Origin of the sequence: Sulfitobacter sp. 1A13496, assembly GCF_043557225.1 — a bacterium.
GTDB classification, from domain to species: domain Bacteria; phylum Pseudomonadota; class Alphaproteobacteria; order Rhodobacterales; family Rhodobacteraceae; genus Sulfitobacter; species Sulfitobacter faviae.
Genome location: NZ_JBIFFP010000002.1, coordinates 240,112 through 258,107 on the forward strand (window position 1 = coordinate 240,112; position 17,996 = coordinate 258,107).

15 protein-coding genes are annotated in these 17,996 nt (G+C 66.2%); 3 read left to right on the top strand and 12 right to left on the bottom strand.

The annotated features are described in order from the left end of the window. Nucleotides 1-3: 3 nt before the first annotated feature. Together xsc and ACGYLX_RS07880 are read right to left on the bottom strand one after the other, a co-directional pair. Nucleotides 4-1,779: a sulfoacetaldehyde acetyltransferase gene (gene xsc / locus ACGYLX_RS07875; RefSeq protein WP_394448434.1), complete on the bottom strand. Its 1,776-nt coding sequence runs from the start codon at nt 1,777-1,779 to the stop codon at nt 4-6. 96 nt (nt 1,780-1,875) lie between these two features. Then, nucleotides 1,876-3,339, bottom strand: coding sequence for a PLP-dependent aminotransferase family protein (locus ACGYLX_RS07880; protein ID WP_394448437.1), 1,464 nt, complete (start codon nt 3,337-3,339; stop codon nt 1,876-1,878). 118 nt (nt 3,340-3,457) lie between these two features. Between ACGYLX_RS07880 and ACGYLX_RS07885 the strand changes: the two genes are divergently transcribed. Beyond that, a complete protein-coding gene (locus tag ACGYLX_RS07885; RefSeq protein ID WP_394448439.1) occupies nt 3,458-4,345 on the top strand; it encodes a BadF/BadG/BcrA/BcrD ATPase family protein in 888 nt (295 codons plus the stop codon). Continuing rightward, nucleotides 4,345-5,475, top strand: coding sequence for an N-acetylglucosamine-6-phosphate deacetylase (gene nagA, locus ACGYLX_RS07890; RefSeq protein WP_394448442.1), 1,131 nt, complete (start codon nt 4,345-4,347; stop codon nt 5,473-5,475). The genes ACGYLX_RS07885 and nagA overlap by 1 nt, the downstream gene beginning before the upstream one ends. On the opposite strand, the gene ACGYLX_RS07895 is transcribed toward nagA, so the two are convergent. The 4 genes from ACGYLX_RS07895 to ACGYLX_RS07910 form a co-directional block, all read right to left on the bottom strand. Then, on the bottom strand, nt 5,472-6,233 hold the full coding sequence (locus ACGYLX_RS07895; protein WP_394448445.1) for a sulfite exporter TauE/SafE family protein: 762 nt from the start codon (nt 6,231-6,233) through the stop codon (nt 5,472-5,474). The two genes, nagA and ACGYLX_RS07895, sit on opposite strands and share 4 nt — an antisense overlap. Before the next feature lie 145 nt (nt 6,234-6,378). Beyond that, nucleotides 6,379-6,642 (bottom strand): glycine zipper 2TM domain-containing protein, encoded by a 264-nt coding sequence (locus ACGYLX_RS07900; protein WP_209216644.1) that lies wholly within the window; start codon nt 6,640-6,642, stop codon nt 6,379-6,381. Between the two features lie 207 nt (nt 6,643-6,849). Then, entirely contained in the window at nt 6,850-8,247 is a 1,398-nt protein-coding gene (locus ACGYLX_RS07905; RefSeq protein ID WP_271688424.1) for an aspartate aminotransferase family protein, read from the bottom strand. A gap of 201 nt (nt 8,248-8,448) precedes the next feature. Beyond that, the gene (locus ACGYLX_RS07910) at nt 8,449-10,518 is read right to left on the bottom strand and encodes a DEAD/DEAH box helicase (RefSeq protein WP_394448448.1); all 2,070 of its coding nucleotides are present in this window, start codon (nt 10,516-10,518) and stop codon (nt 8,449-8,451) included. Between the two features lie 290 nt (nt 10,519-10,808). Between ACGYLX_RS07910 and selD the strand changes: the two genes are divergently transcribed. Continuing rightward, on the top strand, nt 10,809-12,977 hold the full coding sequence (gene selD / locus ACGYLX_RS07915; protein WP_394448451.1) for a selenide, water dikinase SelD: 2,169 nt from the start codon (nt 10,809-10,811) through the stop codon (nt 12,975-12,977). Here the strand turns inward: selD and mnmH are convergent. The 6 genes from mnmH to cobD all read right to left on the bottom strand — a co-directional run bounded on the left by mnmH (nt 12,961) and on the right by cobD (nt 17,969). Further along, nucleotides 12,961-14,016 carry a tRNA 2-selenouridine(34) synthase MnmH gene (mnmH, locus tag ACGYLX_RS07920; protein ID WP_394448454.1) on the bottom strand — a complete coding sequence of 352 codons (1,056 nt, stop codon included), beginning with the start codon at nt 14,014-14,016 and terminating at the stop codon, nt 12,961-12,963. The genes selD and mnmH overlap by 17 nt on opposite strands. Nucleotides 14,017-14,068: 52 nt before the next feature. Next, the gene (locus tag ACGYLX_RS07925) at nt 14,069-14,419 is read right to left on the bottom strand and encodes a RidA family protein (RefSeq protein ID WP_394448457.1); all 351 of its coding nucleotides are present in this window, start codon (nt 14,417-14,419) and stop codon (nt 14,069-14,071) included. Nucleotides 14,420-14,490: 71 nt separating this feature from the next. After that, nucleotides 14,491-14,907 carry a rhodanese-like domain-containing protein gene (locus tag ACGYLX_RS07930; protein WP_394448460.1) on the bottom strand — a complete coding sequence of 139 codons (417 nt, stop codon included), beginning with the start codon at nt 14,905-14,907 and terminating at the stop codon, nt 14,491-14,493. A gap of 11 nt (nt 14,908-14,918) precedes the next feature. Then, nucleotides 14,919-16,097: a lytic murein transglycosylase gene (locus tag ACGYLX_RS07935; RefSeq protein WP_394448462.1), complete on the bottom strand. Its 1,179-nt coding sequence runs from the start codon at nt 16,095-16,097 to the stop codon at nt 14,919-14,921. Nucleotides 16,098-16,110: 13 nt separating this feature from the next. Beyond that, nucleotides 16,111-17,019, bottom strand: a complete 909-nt coding sequence (gene cbiB / locus ACGYLX_RS07940) for an adenosylcobinamide-phosphate synthase CbiB (RefSeq protein WP_394448464.1) — start codon at nt 17,017-17,019, stop codon at nt 16,111-16,113. Next, a complete protein-coding gene (cobD, locus tag ACGYLX_RS07945; protein ID WP_394448467.1) occupies nt 17,016-17,969 on the bottom strand; it encodes a threonine-phosphate decarboxylase CobD in 954 nt (317 codons plus the stop codon). Before cobD ends, cbiB begins: the two co-directional genes overlap by 4 nt. Between the last annotated feature and the right edge of the window lie 27 nt (nt 17,970-17,996).

A 17,996-nucleotide genomic window follows, 5' to 3' on the forward strand; every position in this document is an offset into this window, starting at 1 on the left:
GGCTCAGGCCCGTTGCGGGCGCATGTCATCCCGGCTGATCCCGGCAACGGAGACCGGTTTCTTCATCGCATCGCGGCGGAAGGGCTCGCCCAGTTCCTGGTTGAGCAGCACCTCGATGAAGGTGGTCTTGCCGTCATTCATCTGTGCCTTGATCGCGCGGTTTAACGCTTCGGTCAGTTCCTCCATCGACGAGACCTGAACCCCCTCGACCCCGCAGGCCTTGGCAATCCCGGCATAGCTCACCTCCTGCGCCAGTTCGGTGCCGACGAAATTGTCGTCGAACCAGAGCGTCGTGTTCCGCTTCTCCGCGCCCCATTGGTAGTTGCGGAAGATCACCATGGTCACGGCGGGCCAATCGTCACGGCTGACGCTGACCATCTCGTTCATGGAAATGCCAAAGGCGCCATCCCCGGCAAAGCCGACTACTGGCACGTCCGGGCAGGCGATCTTGGCCCCGCAGATCGCCGGGAAACCATAGCCGCAGGGGCCGAAAAGGCCGGGGGCGAGGTATTTGCGGCCCGCCTCGAAGGTCGGGTAGGCGTTGCCGATGGCGCAGTTGTTGCCGATGTCGGAACTGATGATCGCCTCGGTCGGCAGCGCCTTCTGGATCGCGCGCCATGCCATACGGGGCGACATCTTTTCCGGCTCGCGGCTGCGGGCGCGTTCGTTCCAAGTGGTGCCGGGGTCGTCGTCTTCGTGGTCCATCGAAGTCAGCTCCTGCGCCCATGCGGATTTGGTCTGGGCGATCAGGTTGCGACGTTCCTCGCGGCCCGCATCGCCTGCATCCTCGGTCAGCCGGTCGAAAATGCTCCGCGCCACCTTGCCCGCGTCGCCGACGATACCGACGCTGACCTTCTTGGTCAGACCAATGCGGTCGGGGTTTATGTCGACCTGAATGATCTTGGCGTTCTTGGGCCAATAGTCGATGCCATAGCCCGGCAGGGTCGAGAAGGGGTTGAGCCGCGTGCCGAGCGCCAGCACCACATCGGCCTTGGCGATCAACTCCATCGCGGCTTTCGAGCCGTTGTAGCCGAGCGGCCCCACCGACAGCGGGTGCGAACCGGGGAAGGCGTCGTTGTGCTGATAGCCGCAGCAGACGGGTGCATCGAGCCGTTCGGCCAGTTGGCGCGCGTCGTCAATCGCGCCGCCGATGACCACACCCGCGCCGTTCAGGATCACCGGGAATTTCGCATTTGAAAGCAGTTCAGCCGCCTCGGCAATGGCGGTCTCCCCGCCCGAGGGGCGTTCAAACTCGACAATGGCGGGCAACTCGATGTCGATCACCTGCGTCCAGAAATCGCGGGGGATGTTGATCTGGGCGGGCGCGGAGTGGCGCTTGGCCTGAAGGATCACGCGGTTCAGCGTCTCGGCGATGCGGCTGGGGTCGCGGACCTCCTCCTGATAGGCGACCATGTCGCGGAAGAGCGCCATCTGCTCGACCTCCTGAAAGCCGCCCTGACCGATGGTCTTGTTCGCCGCCTGCGGGGTCACCAGCAAAAGCGGCGTGTGGTTCCAGTAGGCGGTCTTTACCGGCGTCACGAAATTGGTGATGCCCGGCCCGTTCTGGGCCACCATCATCGACATCCGCCCCGAGGCGCGGGTGTAGCCATCGGCCATCATGCCCGAATTGCACTCATGCGCGCCGTCATAAAAGGTGATCCCGGCGGCGGGGAAAAGGTCGGAAATCGGCATCATGGCCGAGCCGATAATGCCAAAGGCCGTGTCGATCCCATGCATCTGAAGGGTTTTGACGAAGGCTTCTTCGGTGGTCATTTTCATCGCGCGATCCTTTGGGCATGGGGCAAAGCTATCGGCAAATTACGAGCAGGTGCAGGCCGGGGTTAGGGCCAGAATTGCGCCAGCCCTAGGGCCAGATCAGCGCAGGTGGTCAATCTCTTGCGCGATCAGCCCGACGCCCTCTTCGATCCGCGCGGCGGGGATCGAAGAATAGGCCAGTCGGTAGTAATTCGTGGCCCTTTCAGCCCCGGCGAAAAAGGCATGGCCCGGCTCCAGCAGCACATCCTGCGCGCGCAGGTTTTCGGCCAGTTCCGCCGTGTCCACGCCTTCTGGTGCGCGCATCCAGAAGGACGAGCCGCCATAGGCCCCCCGGCCCGACACGCGCAGGCCATGGGTCTCTAGCGCCGCGTCCATGACCCGGCGGCGTTCGTGCAGCGCCAGCCCCATCCGGCGGATCTGGGCGTCGTAATGGCCAAGCGACAGGAAATAGGCGGCGGTGCGCTGGATATGCCCCGGCGGGTGCCGCAGGACCGAGGCGCGCAGCGCGCGGGCCTCACGGATGAAGGGTTCGGACCCTACCAGATACCCCAGTCGCAGCCCCGGAAAGAGCGATTTGGAGAAACTGCCAACATAGATCACCCGCCCCTCGTCATCGAGCGATTTGAGCGCGGGCGAGGCGGGTTTTAGAAAGGACATCTCGAACTCATAGTCATCCTCGACGATCAGCGCTTCCAGCGCGCGGGCGCGGGCCAGCAGCGCGCGGCGGCGGTCCATCGGCATGGTCGCATTGGTCGGGCATTGGTGGCTGGGGGTTGCGAAAACCACATCCGTATCGGGGGGGATCGCCTCGGGCGGGAGGCCGTCTTGATCCACCCGCACGGGCGTGATGTGGCAGCGGGATTGGCTGAGAATACCGCTCAGCGCCGGATAGCACGGGTCTTCGAGCACGGCGCGGCGACGTTGGGTCAGCAGCACCTGCGCGGTCAGCCAAAGCGCGTTCTGCGCGCCAAGGGTGATAAGGATCTGCTCGGGCCGGGCCGAGACGCCGCGCCGGGGCAGGATGTGGCGGGCAATGAACTCGATCAGTTGCGGGTCGTCCTGATCGTAGTAATCAGTCGTCATCGAGGTGAAATCGCGCTGGCCGAGGGCTTGCAAGGCGCAAAGCCGCCAGTTGGCGTGATCAAAGAGCGTTGGGTCGGCTTGGCCATAGATGAACGGGTAGCGGTAGCTGGCCCAATCCTGCGGTTTGGCGGCCAGCCCATTGGCGCTGAACCGCTGCCCGATGGCACGGGTCCAGTCGATGGCGTCATCCGCCTCGGCCCGGGGGGCGAAAGCGGGCGGGGCGGGCGCGTTGTCCGAGACGAAATACCCCGACCGCCCGCGCGAGGTGAGATAGTCATTCGCCAAAAGCTCGGTATAGGCGATGGTCACGGTGATCCGGCTGACGCCGAGATGCGCGGCGAGTCTGCGGGTCGAGGGCAGCTTCTCCCCCCGCTGGAACCGGCCTGAGAGGATGCCTTGGGCGATCATCTGCTGGATCTGCTGTTGCAGCGTGCCTTGCGCATCGGGGCGCAGGAAAAAGGTTTCGACGGGCAGGGCCATGGGGCGAAGGTTAGGCTGGCCCTAGGGGGAGTTCAATCTGGCATTACGGCTGGCCGAATTTATCCTCGGGGCCGCGCCCGCACTTCCGTTCGCCCGGCCCCTCGCCTAGAACGATCGCATGAGCATTACCGCCCCCCTTTTGATCGCCGTGGACGGCGGTGGCACCGGTTGCCGTGCGGCCATCGGCACACAGCGCGACGGTATCCTTGGCCGGGCCTGTGGCGGGCGGGCCAATATCGGCAATGACCCGGGCCAGACCCTCATCAATATCCGCGCCACGGTCGAATCGGCGGCGGCCTCGGCGGGGCTGCCGGCCGCGGCGCTTGCCGGTGCCACTGCCTTTCTCGGCCTCGCCGGTATGAACGTCGTCCGCGACCCAGCGCGGCTGCGCGCGGCGCTGCCCTATGCCCGGATCATCGCGGAGGATGACCGCCCCGCCTGCGTGGTCGGCGCGCTTGGCGAAGCTGTGGCGGGCTGGGTCTTGGCCATCGGCACCGGCACGATCGTCGCCGCCACGGATGGCGCGGCATTTCGCTATGTCGGCAGCTGGGGGTTTCATCTGGCGGATCAGGGATCGGGCGCTTGGCTGGGCCGCGGCGCGCTAGATTTGGCGTTGCAATGTCATGATGGGGTGTTGCCCCACAGTGACCTGACCCGCGCTTTGTTGGCGGATTTCGGAGCCGATCCTGAGGCTTTCGTGGCCTTCAGCCTGACGGCGCAGCCGGGGGATTACGCGGCATTCGCGCCCAAGGTCATCGCAGCGGCTGAGGCCGGGGACCATCACGCGCAAGCGCTGATGCGGGAGGGCGCGGCCTATTACATCCGCGCGTTGAAGGCGCTGGATTTCGCGCCCGGTGATCCGCTTTGCCTGCTGGGCGGGATCGGCCCGCATTATGCGCCGTACCTGCCAGAAGACCATCTGGCAGGCCGGATCGTGACGCGGGGCACGGCGCTCGACGGGGCGTTTCATCTGGCCTGCAAGGCCGCGGCGGAAGAGGTCCAGTAATGAGCGAGATCGCGAAGGTTTTCATCGGGGCGCAGATCCACGACGGCACGCGGCTGCACCGCGGCATGGTGCTGGCGCAGATGCAGGACGGCAGCCGCCGCATCCTCACCGCCAAAGAGGTGCCGCAGGGCGTCGTGGCAGAGCCTATGGCGGGCGGCGTGCTTTGCCCCGGCTTCGTCGATCTTCAGGTCAACGGCGGCGGCGGGGTGATGTTCAACGACAGCCCCGATGTGGCGACCCTGCGGCGCATGGCCGACGCGCATCGCAGCACCGGTGGCGCGGCGCTGCTGCCCACCCTGATCACCGACACGCCCGACAAGACCGAAGCCGCCATCGAGGCCGCTGTCGACGCTATCGCAGAAGGGGTGCCGGGCATTCTCGGGCTGCATCTGGAGGGACCGCATCTGGCGCTTTCGCGCAAGGGCGCGCATGACGGGGCGCTGATCCGCCCGATGCGTGAGGCCGACCTCGCCCTGATCCTACGTGCCGCCGGGCGTCTGCCGAATCTCATGGTCACCGTCGCGCCGGAGAACACCAGCACCGCGCAGATCGCCGCGATGGCCGAGGCGGGGGTCGTGGTCTCGCTCGGCCATAGCGATGCGGATTACGAGACCTGTATGGCGGCCTTCGACGCGGGCGCGTCCTGCGTCACCCATTTGTTCAACGCGATGAGCCAGATGGGCAACCGCGCGCCGGGGCTGGTCGGGGCGGCATTGGCGCGGGATGGGGTTCATGCCGGGCTGATCGCCGATGGCATCCATGTGCATCCTGCCTCCATGCGCAACGCGCTGGCGGCCAAGGGCGACGGTATTTTCCTCGTCAGCGATGCCATGGCGACGGCGGGGTCGGATATCACGGGCTTCACCCTCAATGGGCGGGAGGTTTACCGCGCTGAGGGGCGGTTGACCTTGGCGGATGGCACGCTGGCGGGGGCGGATCTGGAAATGGGCCGCGCGGTGCATACGCTGACCCATGCGGTGGGGGAGCCGCTGGAGGTGGCCCTCGCGCGCGCGATCTCGGGGCCGGTTGCGCTGTTGCGCGAGGACATGGGGCTGGGCCGGATCGAACGGGCGACCCACCCCTTGGTGCATTTCGATCCTGAAACCGGCGCGGCGCGGGTGGTGGGTTAGCCCGCCACGAGCCGCCAGAAAAACACCGCGCTCATGCCGAACCCGATGGCGGCGATCAGCCCGCGCACGGTCTCTTTCGGCAAGGCCCGCGCCAAGGGTGCCCCGGCATAGCCGCCCGCCGTGGCCGCCAGCATCATCAGCAGCGCCTGCGGCCATGCAACCAGACCGGCCAAGGCAAAGACCGCCACGGAAATCGAGGAGAGCACGAAGCTCAGCCCGGTCTTGAGGCCGTTCATCCCGTGCAGATCGGTCATTCCCCAAAGCGCGAAAAGGGCCAGCAGAACGATGCCCAAGCCCCCGTTGAAATAGCCGCCATAGACACTGACCGCAAAGAGGCCGAGCGCGCCTTGGGGCGTCACGGCGCGGGCATGGGCGGCGGCGAAGGCACGGATGCGGTCGCCCAGCAGAAACACCAGCGTCGCCGCGAGCAGTAGGAAAGGCACGACGACGGAAAAGGCCGCGTTGGAAGAGATCAGAAGCAAACCCGAGCCGACCACACCGCCCGCCAGCGTGATAAGGCACAGCCGCAGCAAGGCGCGGCGGTCGAAGCGGCCAAGCTCGTTGCGAAAGCCAAGAGCGCCTGCAAGGTAGCCCGGAAACACCGCCACGGCGCTGGTCGCATTGGCGGCCACGGGGGGCATGCCGGTAAAGACCAGCGCAGGAAAGGTCAGAAAGGTGCCGCCCCCGGCGATGGTGTTCAACACCCCCGCGCCGAAGGCCGCGATCAGCAAGATCGCGATATCGCTTATTGTGGTCATGGTTCCTCCCCGCGCCCTTGGGGCGCTTGAACCCTGTTAGGATCAAATCATGCCGGTGCCAAGGTGAGGGGCGAGGCGGAAACGAAAAAGGGCTCCGACCGATGGTCGAAGCCCCGATAACGCGAAATCGCGCGATGTCAGCCGTTTATGGGCAAGCCGCGACGTAGCGCTGGCCGTTGGCGTTCTGGTAAACGCATTTGCCGGACTGTGTCTGGCCGATGTAGTTGCCAGCTGCCGCACCTGCGAGACCGCCGATGATTGCGCCTTGAACCTTGTCGTCACCGCCTGAAACGGCAGCACCGGTGGCAGCTCCGAGAGCCGCGCCAGTCAGAGCACCTTGGTTCGAGGTGGTGCCGTCACAAGCGGCGAGACCGGCGATCATCGGAATTGCGATAAGAAACTTCTTCATGTCTTTCTCCCAGTTTACTCATTTGCCAACGCGGGGGTATTGGAAGAGGTTCCCGCGAAGGCGTTACATTTTCAGAAAAATCCCGCGGGTTTCGATCTGCGGCGATCTTTCGGTGCGATGTCATGTTCGGGCAAGACAGGGGTTTAGATAGACGAAGGCGGCACCGGGTCAACCGGTGCCGCCTGTCGCATGCCGCAAGACGCGGTTTTACGCCGAAGTGAAGACCCGGCCCAAGGCACCATCGACCGCCGTGATGATCTCATCAATATCATCGCGGGTGGCGATCAGCGCGGGCGAGAAACACAGCGTGTTGTTCTTGCCGGGCAGGGAGCGGTTGGTAGCGCCGATGATCACCCCTTGGGCCATGCAATCGCCCACCACGGCCTGAATGCGCTTTTCCTCAACAGGGGCGCGGCTGTCGCGGTCCGTCACCAGTTCGGCCCCCAGAAACAGCCCTTTGCCGCGCACATCACCGATCACCTTGTGCTTGTCGGCCAGCGCGTGAAGCTGCTCTAGCATGTAGTGGCCCATGTTGGTGGTGTTCTCCAACAGGTTCTCACGCTCGATGATGTTCATGTTTTCGATGCCCGCGGTCGGCCCCGCGGTGCAGCCGCCAAAAGTCGAGATGTCGCGGAAATAGTTCAGCGGATCGCTGGCATCGTCCTTGAACATGTCAAAGACCGCATCGGTCGTGACCAGACAGGCGATTGCGGCATAGCCCGAGGCGACGCCCTTGGCCATGGTCACCATGTCGGGCTGGATGCCGTAGTGCTGATAGCCGAACCATGTGCCGGTGCGGCCCACGCCGCAGACGACTTCGTCGATGTGCAGCAGGATGTCGTATTTGCGGCAAATCTCTTGCACGCGCTCCCAATAGCCCTCGGGCGGGCAGATCACGCCGCCGCCTGCTGTGACTGGCTCAAGGCAGAGCGCGCCCACGGTTTCGGGGCCTTCGGCGAGGATCACCTTTTCGATCTGATCGGCGGCCCAGACACCGTAGTTTTCCTGCGGTGCGCCGTCCTGTTCGAAACTGCGGTATTCAAGGCAATGCGGCACCCGCACGAAACCCGGTGCGAAGGGGCCGTATTGCGCATTGCGCTCGTCCTGACCGCCTGCCGAGAGGCAGCCAAGCGTGGTGCCGTGGTAGTCGCGGTCGCGGTAAAGGATTTTGTGCTTCTTGCCGCCGTAGCGCTTGTGCGCGATCTGGCGGACCATTTTGAAGGCTTTCTCATTCGCCTCGGAGCCGGAGTTGCAATAGTAGACGCGGTCCAGCCCCGGCATCTTGTCGAGCAATTTCTCGGCGAAATGAGAGCCGGGGATCGAGCCTGCGGAACCGGCGAAATAGTTTAGCTTGATCAATTGGTCGCGCACCGCATTGGCGATGCTTTCGCGGCCATAGCCGACGTTGACCGTCCAGACCCCGCCCGAGACGGCGTCGAGGTGTTCCTTGCCCTTCTGGTCCCAGACCCGGATTCCTTTGCCTTCGACGATGATGCGCGGGTCGGTGGTTTCATAGGGTTTGTGCTGGCTCAGGTGGTGCCAGATATGCGCGCGGTCGGCTTCGACAACGCGGGAGATGTCGTTCTCGTTGAAATTGCCGTCCATGGGGCAAACCTTTCTCTACGGGTGGGGCGAGCCCACGAATGAAGCCCGCGCAAAGGCGGGGTAAACTGTTCCAAGAACACCGCGAATAGGCAAGATCCAGTAGAGCCAGTTTACCCCCTTCGGTGAGGCCAGAGGGGGCGATTTCTTTAAAGAAATGGCGCCGGATGCAAAAACGCCGGGGTGAGGCCCCGGCGTTTGGTCTTACTTCGATTTCGGGCCACCCTTGCCGCCCTGTTTGCCGATCTTATTCGGCGGGGTGAAGCGTTTCGACGGGTCGGAGGCCCGTTTGTAGGACTTCTCTCCGCCCGGCGTGGTGGCCGAGGTGGTCGGCTTGCCCTTGCCCTTGCGCGGGGCGTCGCCCGCGGGCTTTTCCTTTTTCCAAACGGCCTTTGCCTTGGGCTTGCCGCTCGTGTCGCCGCCCGATTTGGGCTTGGGCGTCGCGCCGGGTTTCATTGGGCTACGCTCGGTCTTATGCGACTTCGGCGGGCGCTCGCCCTTGGGCGCGCGGGGTTTGTCGAATTTCGGCTTGTCGAAAGACGCAGCACCGGGGCCGTCGCTGGATTTCGCGCGGGGTTTGCGCGGGGCGGGGGCGGCATCCGGGTCATAATCGCCGCGCGGTTTGCGGGGGCCGCGGTCGCCTTTGAAACCGCCGGGTTTCGGGCCACGTTTGCCGCCGGGCTTGGGGCCGCGCGGCAGGTCCGGGGCCTTGTCCAACTTGGTCAGCACCACGCCGTCTTCCAGCGTCATTTCGCCGCCGAGCGTGTCGAGCAGGCCGGGCACCGAGGCTTCGGCCACCTCCACGAAACTATGGCTGTCTTGTACGCGGATCGCGCCGATGTCGTCCTTGGTCAGGTCGCCGCGGCGGCAGAGCATCGGCAGCAACATGCGCGGCTCGGCCCCGTCTTTGCGCCCGGTGGAGACCGAGAACCAGACGGATGGGCCAAAGTCGCGGCGCGGCTTGTCCTCGCCCGGCGCGCCGGGCTCGCTCAGCTCTTCCGGGGCGGACTGGCGCTTGCGGTAGAGGTTGACGAAGGCGGTGGCCAATTGCTCGGCGCTGAACTTCTCGACCAGCGAGGTGACGAATTCCGCCGCATCCTCGGGCGCAGGCTCCACCCATGCGGAATCGGCCAGCAGGCGGGCCTCATCGGCGGCGTTGACCTCGGCGGCGGAGGGCGGTGCGGCCCATTCCACTTTCAGCTTGGCCCAGCCCAGAAGCCGGTTTGCCTTGCTGCGCATCTTGGGCGGCACGATCAGCGCCGAGACCCCCTTGCGCCCGGCGCGGCCGGTGCGGCCCGAGCGGTGCAGCAGCGTGTCGGAGTTGCTGGGCAGATCGGCGTGGATCACCAGTTCGAGGTTCGGCAGGTCGATGCCGCGTGCGGCCACATCCGTCGCGATACAGACCCGCGCGCGCCCGTCGCGCAGCGCTTGCAACGCGTTGGTGCGCTCGGATTGCGTGAGCTCACCCGAAAGCGCCACGACCGAAAAGCCGCGGTTGGTAAAGCGCGTGGTCAGCCGCGCCACAGCGGCGCGGGTGTTGCAAAAGACGATGGCGTTCTTGGCCTCGTAGAAACGCAGCACGTTAATGATCGCGTTCTCGGTGTCGCGCGGATGCACGTTCAGCGCACGGTATTCGATGTCGCTGTGCTGCTTGGTCTCGCCCACGGTGGTGATGCGCTGCGCATCGCGCTGGTAGGATTGCGCGAGCTTGGCGATGGCTGCGGGCACGGTGGCCGAGAACAAGAGCGTGCGGCGTTCCTCGGGGGATTCCGACAGGATGAACTCAAGGTCTTCGCGGAAGCCGAGGTCAAGCATCTCGTCAGCCTCGTCCAGCACCACGGCGCGCAGGGAATCGAGGTCGATGTTGTTGCGTTTGATGTGGTCACACAGACGCCCCGGCGTGGCGACGACGATATGCGCGCCGCGGTCCAGCGCCCGGCGCTCGGTCCGGGTGTCCATGCCGCCGACGCAGGTGGTGACCACCGCGCCCGCCTTGCCATAAAGCCAGGTCAACTCGCGGCTGACCTGCATGGCCAATTCGCGCGTCGGCGCGATGATCAGCGCCAGCGGCGCGCCCGCTTGGCCGAAATGCGTGTCCTCGCCCAGAAGCGTCGGCGCGATGGCAAGGCCGAAGCCCACCGTTTTGCCCGACCCGGTTTGGGCCGAAACCAGAAGGTCTTGATCGTTCAGCGCAGGGTCTGTGACGGCCTCCTGTACGGCGGTAAGTGTTTCATAACCCTGTTGGGCAAGGGCATCGGCAATAGTCTGGATCACGAAGGCTGTCCTGTCTTGAACGTTGTGCGGGGGGCGGGCACGTGGGGTGCTACCAGCCACGGCAAAGGAATCCGACCGTCGGTAGAGGGTCGGGGATGGAATGTACATGGGGGTTTTGTGGCGAATTGTCACCCTTTTTACCGGTTTGGCGGCTTTCCGGGCCCGAATGGGCGGGGAAGCGCCATTTCCGCTCTGATCCGGCCCGCTCACATCTCGGTCAGGCCGATGGCGCGGGCGGGCGGCTTGGGGTAGCTATGATCCGAAGCGGAAAGAGAGAGTGAGGCTATCTGGTGCAAAGCGATCTGCCCCTGACGCGGGATCTGGTGCTGGTGGGGGGCGGGCACGCCCATGCGCTGGTGCTGCGCAAATGGGGAATGGACCCGCTGCCCGGCGCGCGGCTGACCGTCATCAACCCCGGCCCCACCGCGCCCTATACCGGCATGCTGCCCGGTCATATCGCCGGGCATTACGACCGCGATGCATTGGAGCTCGACCTCATGCGCCTTTGCCGTCACGCGGGGGCGCGGTTGATCCTTGGGGCGGCGACGGGGATCGACCGCGCGGCGCGGGAGATCACGGTCGAAGGGCGCGGGGCCGTGGCCTATGATGTGGCGTCGATCGACATAGGCATCACGGCCAAGATGGACCTCTCGGGATTTGCCGCCCACGCGGTCGGGGCCAAGCCGCTCGATCTCTATGCCGCGCGTTGGCGTGCGTTTCTCGCGGCGGTCAGGGCGGGGGAACAGCCGCCCGAGGTGGCGGTGATCGGCGGTGGTGTGGCGGGCTGCGAGCTTGCCATGGCGATGGCCTTTGCCCTGCGCCAAACGGGTGCGCAGCCTGCCGTGACGGTAGTGGAACATGGGCCGCAGCTTTCCGGCATGGCGCCCCGGACGGAAGCGATGGTGCGGCGACATATGGCAGATTTGGGGGTGACCGTTGCGCTCGATGCCGAGGTCGCGCGCATCACCGACCGACAGGTGCTCTTGTCGAATGGCGCGCCGATCCCTGCGGCGCTTTGCGTGGGCGCGGCGGGGGCGGTGCCGCATGATTGGCTCGCCCAGACCGATCTGCCGCTGCATGAGGGGTTCATCCGTGTCGGCGCGGATCTGGGGGTGGTGGATGATGAAACGCTCTTCGCCGTCGGCGATTGCGCGCATATGGAGGCCAGCCCGCGCCCCAAGGCCGGTGTCTTTGCCGTGCGGGCGGCGCCGGTGCTGCACGACAACCTGCGCGCGGCGCTCAGCGGCGGGGCACGACGGGCGTTCAAGCCGCAGCGGCATTATCTCAAGCTGATCTCACTCGGCGGGAAAGCCGCCGTGGCGGAGCGGAACGGGCTGGCCCTTACCGGTGCGCTGCTGTGGCGGTGGAAGGACCGGATCGACCGGAAGTTCATGGACGGGCTCGATGACCTGCCCGCGATGAAGACCGATGCGTTGACGGGCCCGGTGGCCTCGGGCGTGCAGGAGGCGCTGGCGGGCAAACCGCTCTGTGGTGGATGCGGGGCCAAGGTGGGCGGCGCGGTGCTGGGCGATCTCTTGGCCGAGGTGCAGCCGCCCGTCTCGGGCGATGTGCTCACCGGGGCGGGTGATGATGCGGCGGTGCTGCGCCGCCCCGGCGGCTGTCAGGTGATGAGCACGGATCATTTGCGCGGCTTTGTCGAAGACCCGGCCCTGATGACGCGGGTCGCGGCGGTGCATGCTTTGGGCGACATCTGGGCGATGGGGGCCAAACCGCAGGCGGCGCTGAGTTCGATCATCCTGCCGCGCATGTCGCCCGCATTGCAGGCCCGGACCCTGCGCGAAATCGCGGTGGCCGCGCAGGAGGTGATGGCGGGTGCAGGTGCGCAGATCGTGGGCGGGCATACGACCATGGGCGCGGAACTGACCATCGGCTTTACGGTCACCGGCACCCGCGACGCGATGCCGATTGGCCACGGTGGCGCGCAGCCGGGCGATGTGCTGGTGCTGACCCGGCCCATCGGGTCGGGGGTGATCCTTGCAGGCCATATGGCAGGGACCGCGCCGGGGCGGGTGGTGGCCGAAGCGCTCGGCGTCATGGCCAGACCGCAGGCGCGGGCAGCGGAGATTTTGGGCACGGCCCATGCGATGACGGATGTGACGGGCTTTGGCCTTGCCGGACATGTGCAAGCGATTTGCCGTGCCTCGGGACTGGCTGCGCAGCTTTGGGCGGAGGCGGTGCCGATCTACCCCGGCGCGCAGACGTTGTCGGATCAGGGGGTGGCCTCTTCCTTGCTGGCGGTCAATCAGGCGGACGCCCCGATTGCGGCGGCAGGCCTGGTGAACCCGCTTTTCCACGATCCGCAAACCGCCGGGGGGCTGCTGGCAGCCTTGCCCGAGGATGCCGCGAAAGCGGCGCAGACGCGGTTAAAGGCCGAAGGTTTGGCGGGCCATATCATCGGGCGGCTTGAGGCGGGGGTGCCCTCTATCCGCCTGCGGTGAAACGGCTGTGCAGCGCGGCGGCGGTTTCGGCCAATGTGCTGTCATCAAGCCGGTCGAGCGTCAGCCGGGCGCGCGGGGCGGGGTTGCGGCTGGCGGCCTTGGCATAGCGCGGATCGTAATGCTGGCCGATCAGCCCTTCGGCGAGGCTGGCCCAATCGCCTGCGCGGGCTTGGGCCTGCCACTGGGTGATCGTCTCACCGCTATGATAGGGCCGCAGCTTGTCGATGCGATTTTCGAGCATGGCGGGGTCGGTGGTCAGGTCATCATAGGCCCGACACAGAAAATCCGCCCGCGCGGCCAAGGGGGCGGCGATCTCAACCCGCGCGGCGTCGCGCATCGCGGCCCAAAGCGCAGGCGGCAGGGTAATGTCGCCGATCTTGCTGCTCTCGGCTTCGACCCATGTCACCTGCGCGGGGTCGAGCGGCAATAGCGCTTGGGCGAGCCGGGATTCGAACATCTTTTGATGCGGCTGCCCGCCATCCACCGCACCGAAAAGCGAGCCGCGGTGCTGCGCCAGCCCTTCGAGGTCAAGCACCTGCGCGCCCACCTGCGCCAGATGATGCAACAGCCGTGTCTTGGCCGTGCCGGTGCCACCTTCGATCAGCATAAGCCGATGCGGCAGGGGCGTGTCGTAGAGCGCCGCGACCACGAGCCGCCGGTAGCTGCGATAGCCGCCGCGCAGAAGTTGCACGCGCCAGCCAACCTGATCGAGGATCGTCGAGAACGCCCCCGACCGCTGCCCACCGCGCCAGCAATAGACCAGCGGCTGCCAGCCGCCGTCTTTATCCGCCAGCGCCGTTTGCAAATGTCGCGCGGTGTTCTGCGCCACCAGCGCCCCGCCGATCTTGCGCGCGTCAAAGGGGCTGACCTGTTTGTAGATCGTGCCCACTTCGGCGCGCTCCGCGTCCGACAGCACGGGCAGGTTGATGGCGCCGGGCAGATGATCCTCGGCAAACTCCATTGGCGCGCGCACGTCGATGATCGTATCGACGCGGAGCTGGTCGAGGTCCGACAGGGCGGTGAGGGTGCAGCGGGTCATCTGGGGGTCCGGCAAAGCCCCGCGCCCCGTGACAGGGCGCGGGGGGAATGGCTCAGGCCTTGGCGGCGATCACCAGCACTTCGACCAGATATTCCGGCGTGGCCAGTTTGGATTCGCCGCAGGCGCGGGCGGGGGCTTGGCCCTCGGGCACCCATGCGTCCCAAACGGCGTTCATGGCTTCGAAATCGGCCATGTCGGCCAGCCAGATGGTCGACTGCAGGATGCGGGTCTTGTCGCTGCCGACTTCGGCCAGCAGGGCGTCGACCTTATCAAGGCAATCTTGGGTCTGCCGGGCCACATCCGCCCCCGCCGTGCCGACCTGACCGGCAAGGTAGATCACATCGCCATGCTCGACGATCTGGCTCATGCGGGTGTTGGTGTGGTGGCGTTTGATCTCGGTCATTCTGTCTCTCCTTTGACGTTGCAAAACTTGTGGCAGCTTTACGTGGGAGAGGCCAGATCAAAGCCCGCGGGTCAGGGCTTCTCAGCCTTTCCGCCTGCTTCTGGGCCGCCCTCTTTTGGGCCGCCCGCTTTTTCCCAGCCGCCGAAACCGTCCTTCAGGTGGGCCGCGTCAAACCCCATGTCTTGCAGCGTCGCGACCGAGATGGCCGAGCGCCAGCCAGAGGCGCAGTGAAAGACGAACTTCTTGTCTTGGGCAAAGACCTCTTTGAAATAGGGGCTCTCGGGGTCGACCCAGAACTCCAACATGCCGCGTGGGCAGTGGAAGGCACCGGGGATGAACCCGGTGCGTTCGCGTTCGCGGGGGTCACGCAGGTCGACGAATTGCACGTTTTCGTCCTCCAGCATGGCGATGGCCTCAGTGCTGTCGATCTCTTCGATCCGGGCGCGGGCTTCGGCGACCATTTGCGCAGCGGTTTTCTTGAGGGCCATCGGTCTTCTCCTTACAGTTTGTTCAGCAACTCAGGCGTGGGCCAGCCATCGACGGGCATGCCGAGACGTTCTTGCTCGGCCCGCACCGCACCGCGGGTGCCGGAGCCGAGGATGCCATCCACATCGCCCACGTCATAGCCCTTGGCTTGGAGTTTGCGTTGCAGCGTTTTCATCGCCTCGCCGCCCAGACCGGGGGCCGGATTGCCCGCGTCATAGACCTGCGCGCCTTCCAGCCGTGTGGCGAAATAGGCAGCGGTCATGACGTAGGTAAAGCTCTGGTTCCACTCGAAATAAACCCGAAAGTTCGGATAGGCGATGAAAGCAGGCCCGCCGCGTCCCTGCGGCAGCAGGACGGATGCGGTCAGCCCCTCGGCCAGCGGCCCGTTGCGGGGGGAGACACCCATCGCCTGCCATTCGCTGACGGGTTTTGTGGTCTCCAGCCCGGTTTGCGACCAGTCGAAATCCTGCGGCAGGGTGACCTCGGCCAACCAAGGCTCGCCCGCGCGCCAGCCGAGGCTTTGCAGCATCTTGGCACCCGACAGCAGCGCATCGGGGGCGGAGGTCTTGAGCGAGACCGCGCCGTCGCCATCGCCATCGACCCCGTTCTCTAGGATGTCGCGCGGCAGCATCTGCACCATGCCGATCTCACCGGCCCAAGCGCCGGTGGTGGTGGCCGGGTCGAACTCACCGCGCTCGAAAAGCTCCAGCGCCGCGAAAAGCTGCGGGCGGAACAGTTCGGGGCGGCGGCAGTCATGGGAAAGGGTCGCCAGCGCGTTGGCGGTGTTGAAGTCGCCTTGGATTGCGCCGTAATCCGTCTCGAACGCCCAGAAGGCCAAGAGCACGCCACGGCTGACGCCGTATTCCGCCTCGATCCGGTCGAAGATGGCGTCGTATTTCTCGGCCATGGCGCGGCCCCGGTTGATCCGGTTTTCCGAGATCAGGCGGCGCGAGAATTCGATGAAGGGCTTTTGAAACACCCCTTGGGCCTGATCGGCCCGCAGCACGGCGGGGTCTTGGCGCAGGCCGGCAAAGAAACGCTCGGCCTTGGCGGGGTCCGCGCCGTTCGCCACGGCCTCGGCCTTGGCATCGGCGATGAAACTAGAGAAGTCCCCGCCGCATTTGGCTTGCGCATAGGCGCTGGCGGGAAGGGTGAGCGCCGCGAGTGCGGCGGCGAGAAACGTGGGGCGCATGGATACCTCTTTGTCACAGACAGGCCAGAACTAGGGCGATTGCCCACATCACCAACCATGCCTGCCAGAGGCGGGTGATGGCCGCATCGATCTCCAAAGGTCCGATGACGCGCGCCCCCGCGCCATGCACCCAAGGAAACTGCTGCACCTGCCCATCATAACTGCGCGGACCGGCAAGGGCCACACCTATGGCCCGCGCCATGGCGGCTTCCGGCCAACCGGCGTTGGGCGAGCGGTGCAGCGCCGCGTCGGCCTTGATGTCGCGCCAGCGGTGCAGCACCCCGCCGGGCAAGGCAATCAGCAGGGCGGTCAGCCGTGCGGGGGCGAGGTTCAGAAGGTCATCCATCCGCGCCGCGGCCCAGCCGAAATCGGCATAGCGTGGGGTGCGGTAGCCGATCATACTGTCGGCGGTGTTGACGATTTTATAGACCAGCAGCCCCGGCAGCCCGCCCAGCAGGAACCAAAAGGCGGGGGCGATGATCCCGTCGCTGAGGTTCTCCGCCCCGCTTTCGATGGCGGAGCGGGCGACGGCGTCTGCGGGCATCGCGGCGGTGTCGCGGCTGACGATCATCGCCACGGCGCGGCGCCCTGCGGGCAAGGACTGGCGCAGCCCGTCGGCCACGGCGCGCAGGTGCTCGACGAGGGAACGTTGCGCCAGCAGGATGGCGGCGAGGATGATCTCGATGAGGGGGCCAAACAGGCTGAGCGCCCAGCCGAGCAGCGCGGCCCCAATCATCAGCGCCAGCAGCAGTGCCACCCCCTTGGCGCGGCTGGCTTGGCCGTGGTTTAACCGACGATCCCCCCAACCGATCAGCCGCCCCATCAGCACCGCCGGATGCGGTAGGCGACGCCAGAGCCAATCCGGCTCACCAAGCGCGGCGTCCAGCAGCATGGCCAGCGCGAGGATCGCCGCCGTGCTCATGCCAGCGCCCGCTCCAGCCGCGCCCAACCTATCGAGGGCGGCAGGCCAAGGCGCAGCCAGCGCGGAGTGTAGGGGAAGACCCGGCTCCAGATCTGGTGCCGGGCGAGGCGGGTTTGCCAAGCCTGCGCGTCTTCGACCTCATAGAGCCGGAAAAGCGGTGTGCCGCCGACGATCTCTGCGCCTGCTGTGGTCATCAGCCCATCGAGGCGCGTGGCCTCGGCCCCCAGCCGCGCCCGCGTGGCCTCGGCCCATGGTTCATCCCGCAGCGCCGCCGCGCCGATATGGAGCGCGGGGCCACTGACCGGCCATGGCCCGAGCATCTGTTCAAGCCGCGCCACCAAGACCGGATCGCCGATCACGAACCCCAGCCGCAGCCCGGCCAGCCCCCAGAATTTGCCAAAGCTCTTGAGGATCAGCGCGCCGGGCACCGTGGCCTGCGCCATCAGGGTGGCGTTGGGCGTGATGTCGCAAAAGCTCTCATCAATGATGCTGAGCGGGGCTGTCGTCTCTGCCATGGGCCACAGGCGCCCGTCGGGGTTGTTGGGATGGACGTGAACGGCGGCTTCGGTCTCGCCCGTCTCGACCACTTGCCAGCCGTTCTCGGCGAAGCTGGCGGCATGTTCGTTATAGGTCGGCCCGGGGATGCGCACGCGGCCTTTCGGGGCCAGCGCCGGGATTCGCGCGATGGCCGAGGAGGCCCCCGGCACGGCGAGGATCGCGGCCCCTTCGGGCACTTGCCAAAAGGCGCGGGCGGCGGCCAGCAGGGCGTCTTGCGCCGCGGCGTCGGGGAGGGCAGTCCATGCGCCCGCAGGCAGGGCAGGTATTGGGTAGGGCGCGGGGTTGATCCCGGTGGAAAGGTCGATCCAACCCGACCGCTGCCCGCCGAAACGCGCCGCTGCCGCATCGACACCGCCGCCGTGGTCGCGCTGGTCTGGCTTTTGCATGATCATCCCCCTGCCGTCGTCGCTGCGGTGAAA

What these genes read in the sequence shown, in the direction of transcription:
- ACGYLX_RS07925 (WP_394448457.1), bottom strand. Translation starts at nt 14,419, where the DNA reads ATGACCGAGATCAAACGCCACCACACCAACACCCGCATGAGCCAGATC.
- ACGYLX_RS07935 (WP_394448462.1), bottom strand. Translation starts at nt 16,097, where the DNA reads ATGCGCCCCACGTTTCTCGCCGCCGCACTCGCGGCGCTCACCCTTCCC.
- cobD (WP_394448467.1), bottom strand. Translation starts at nt 17,969, where the DNA reads ATGATCATGCAAAAGCCAGACCAGCGCGACCACGGCGGCGGTGTCGAT.
- cbiB (WP_394448464.1), bottom strand. Translation starts at nt 17,019, where the DNA reads ATGAGCACGGCGGCGATCCTCGCGCTGGCCATGCTGCTGGACGCCGCG.
- ACGYLX_RS07900 (WP_209216644.1), bottom strand. Translation starts at nt 6,642, where the DNA reads ATGAAGAAGTTTCTTATCGCAATTCCGATGATCGCCGGTCTCGCCGCT.
- ACGYLX_RS07880 (WP_394448437.1), bottom strand. Translation starts at nt 3,339, where the DNA reads ATGGCCCTGCCCGTCGAAACCTTTTTCCTGCGCCCCGATGCGCAAGGC.
- ACGYLX_RS07905 (WP_271688424.1), bottom strand. Translation starts at nt 8,247, where the DNA reads ATGGACGGCAATTTCAACGAGAACGACATCTCCCGCGTTGTCGAAGCC.
- ACGYLX_RS07930 (WP_394448460.1), bottom strand. Translation starts at nt 14,907, where the DNA reads ATGGCCCTCAAGAAAACCGCTGCGCAAATGGTCGCCGAAGCCCGCGCC.
- xsc (WP_394448434.1), bottom strand. Translation starts at nt 1,779, where the DNA reads ATGAAAATGACCACCGAAGAAGCCTTCGTCAAAACCCTTCAGATGCAT.
- ACGYLX_RS07895 (WP_394448445.1), bottom strand. Translation starts at nt 6,233, where the DNA reads ATGACCACAATAAGCGATATCGCGATCTTGCTGATCGCGGCCTTCGGC.
- ACGYLX_RS07885 (WP_394448439.1), top strand. Translation starts at nt 3,458, where the DNA reads ATGAGCATTACCGCCCCCCTTTTGATCGCCGTGGACGGCGGTGGCACC.
- mnmH (WP_394448454.1), bottom strand. Translation starts at nt 14,016, where the DNA reads ATGACCCGCTGCACCCTCACCGCCCTGTCGGACCTCGACCAGCTCCGC.
- nagA (WP_394448442.1), top strand. Translation starts at nt 4,345, where the DNA reads ATGAGCGAGATCGCGAAGGTTTTCATCGGGGCGCAGATCCACGACGGC.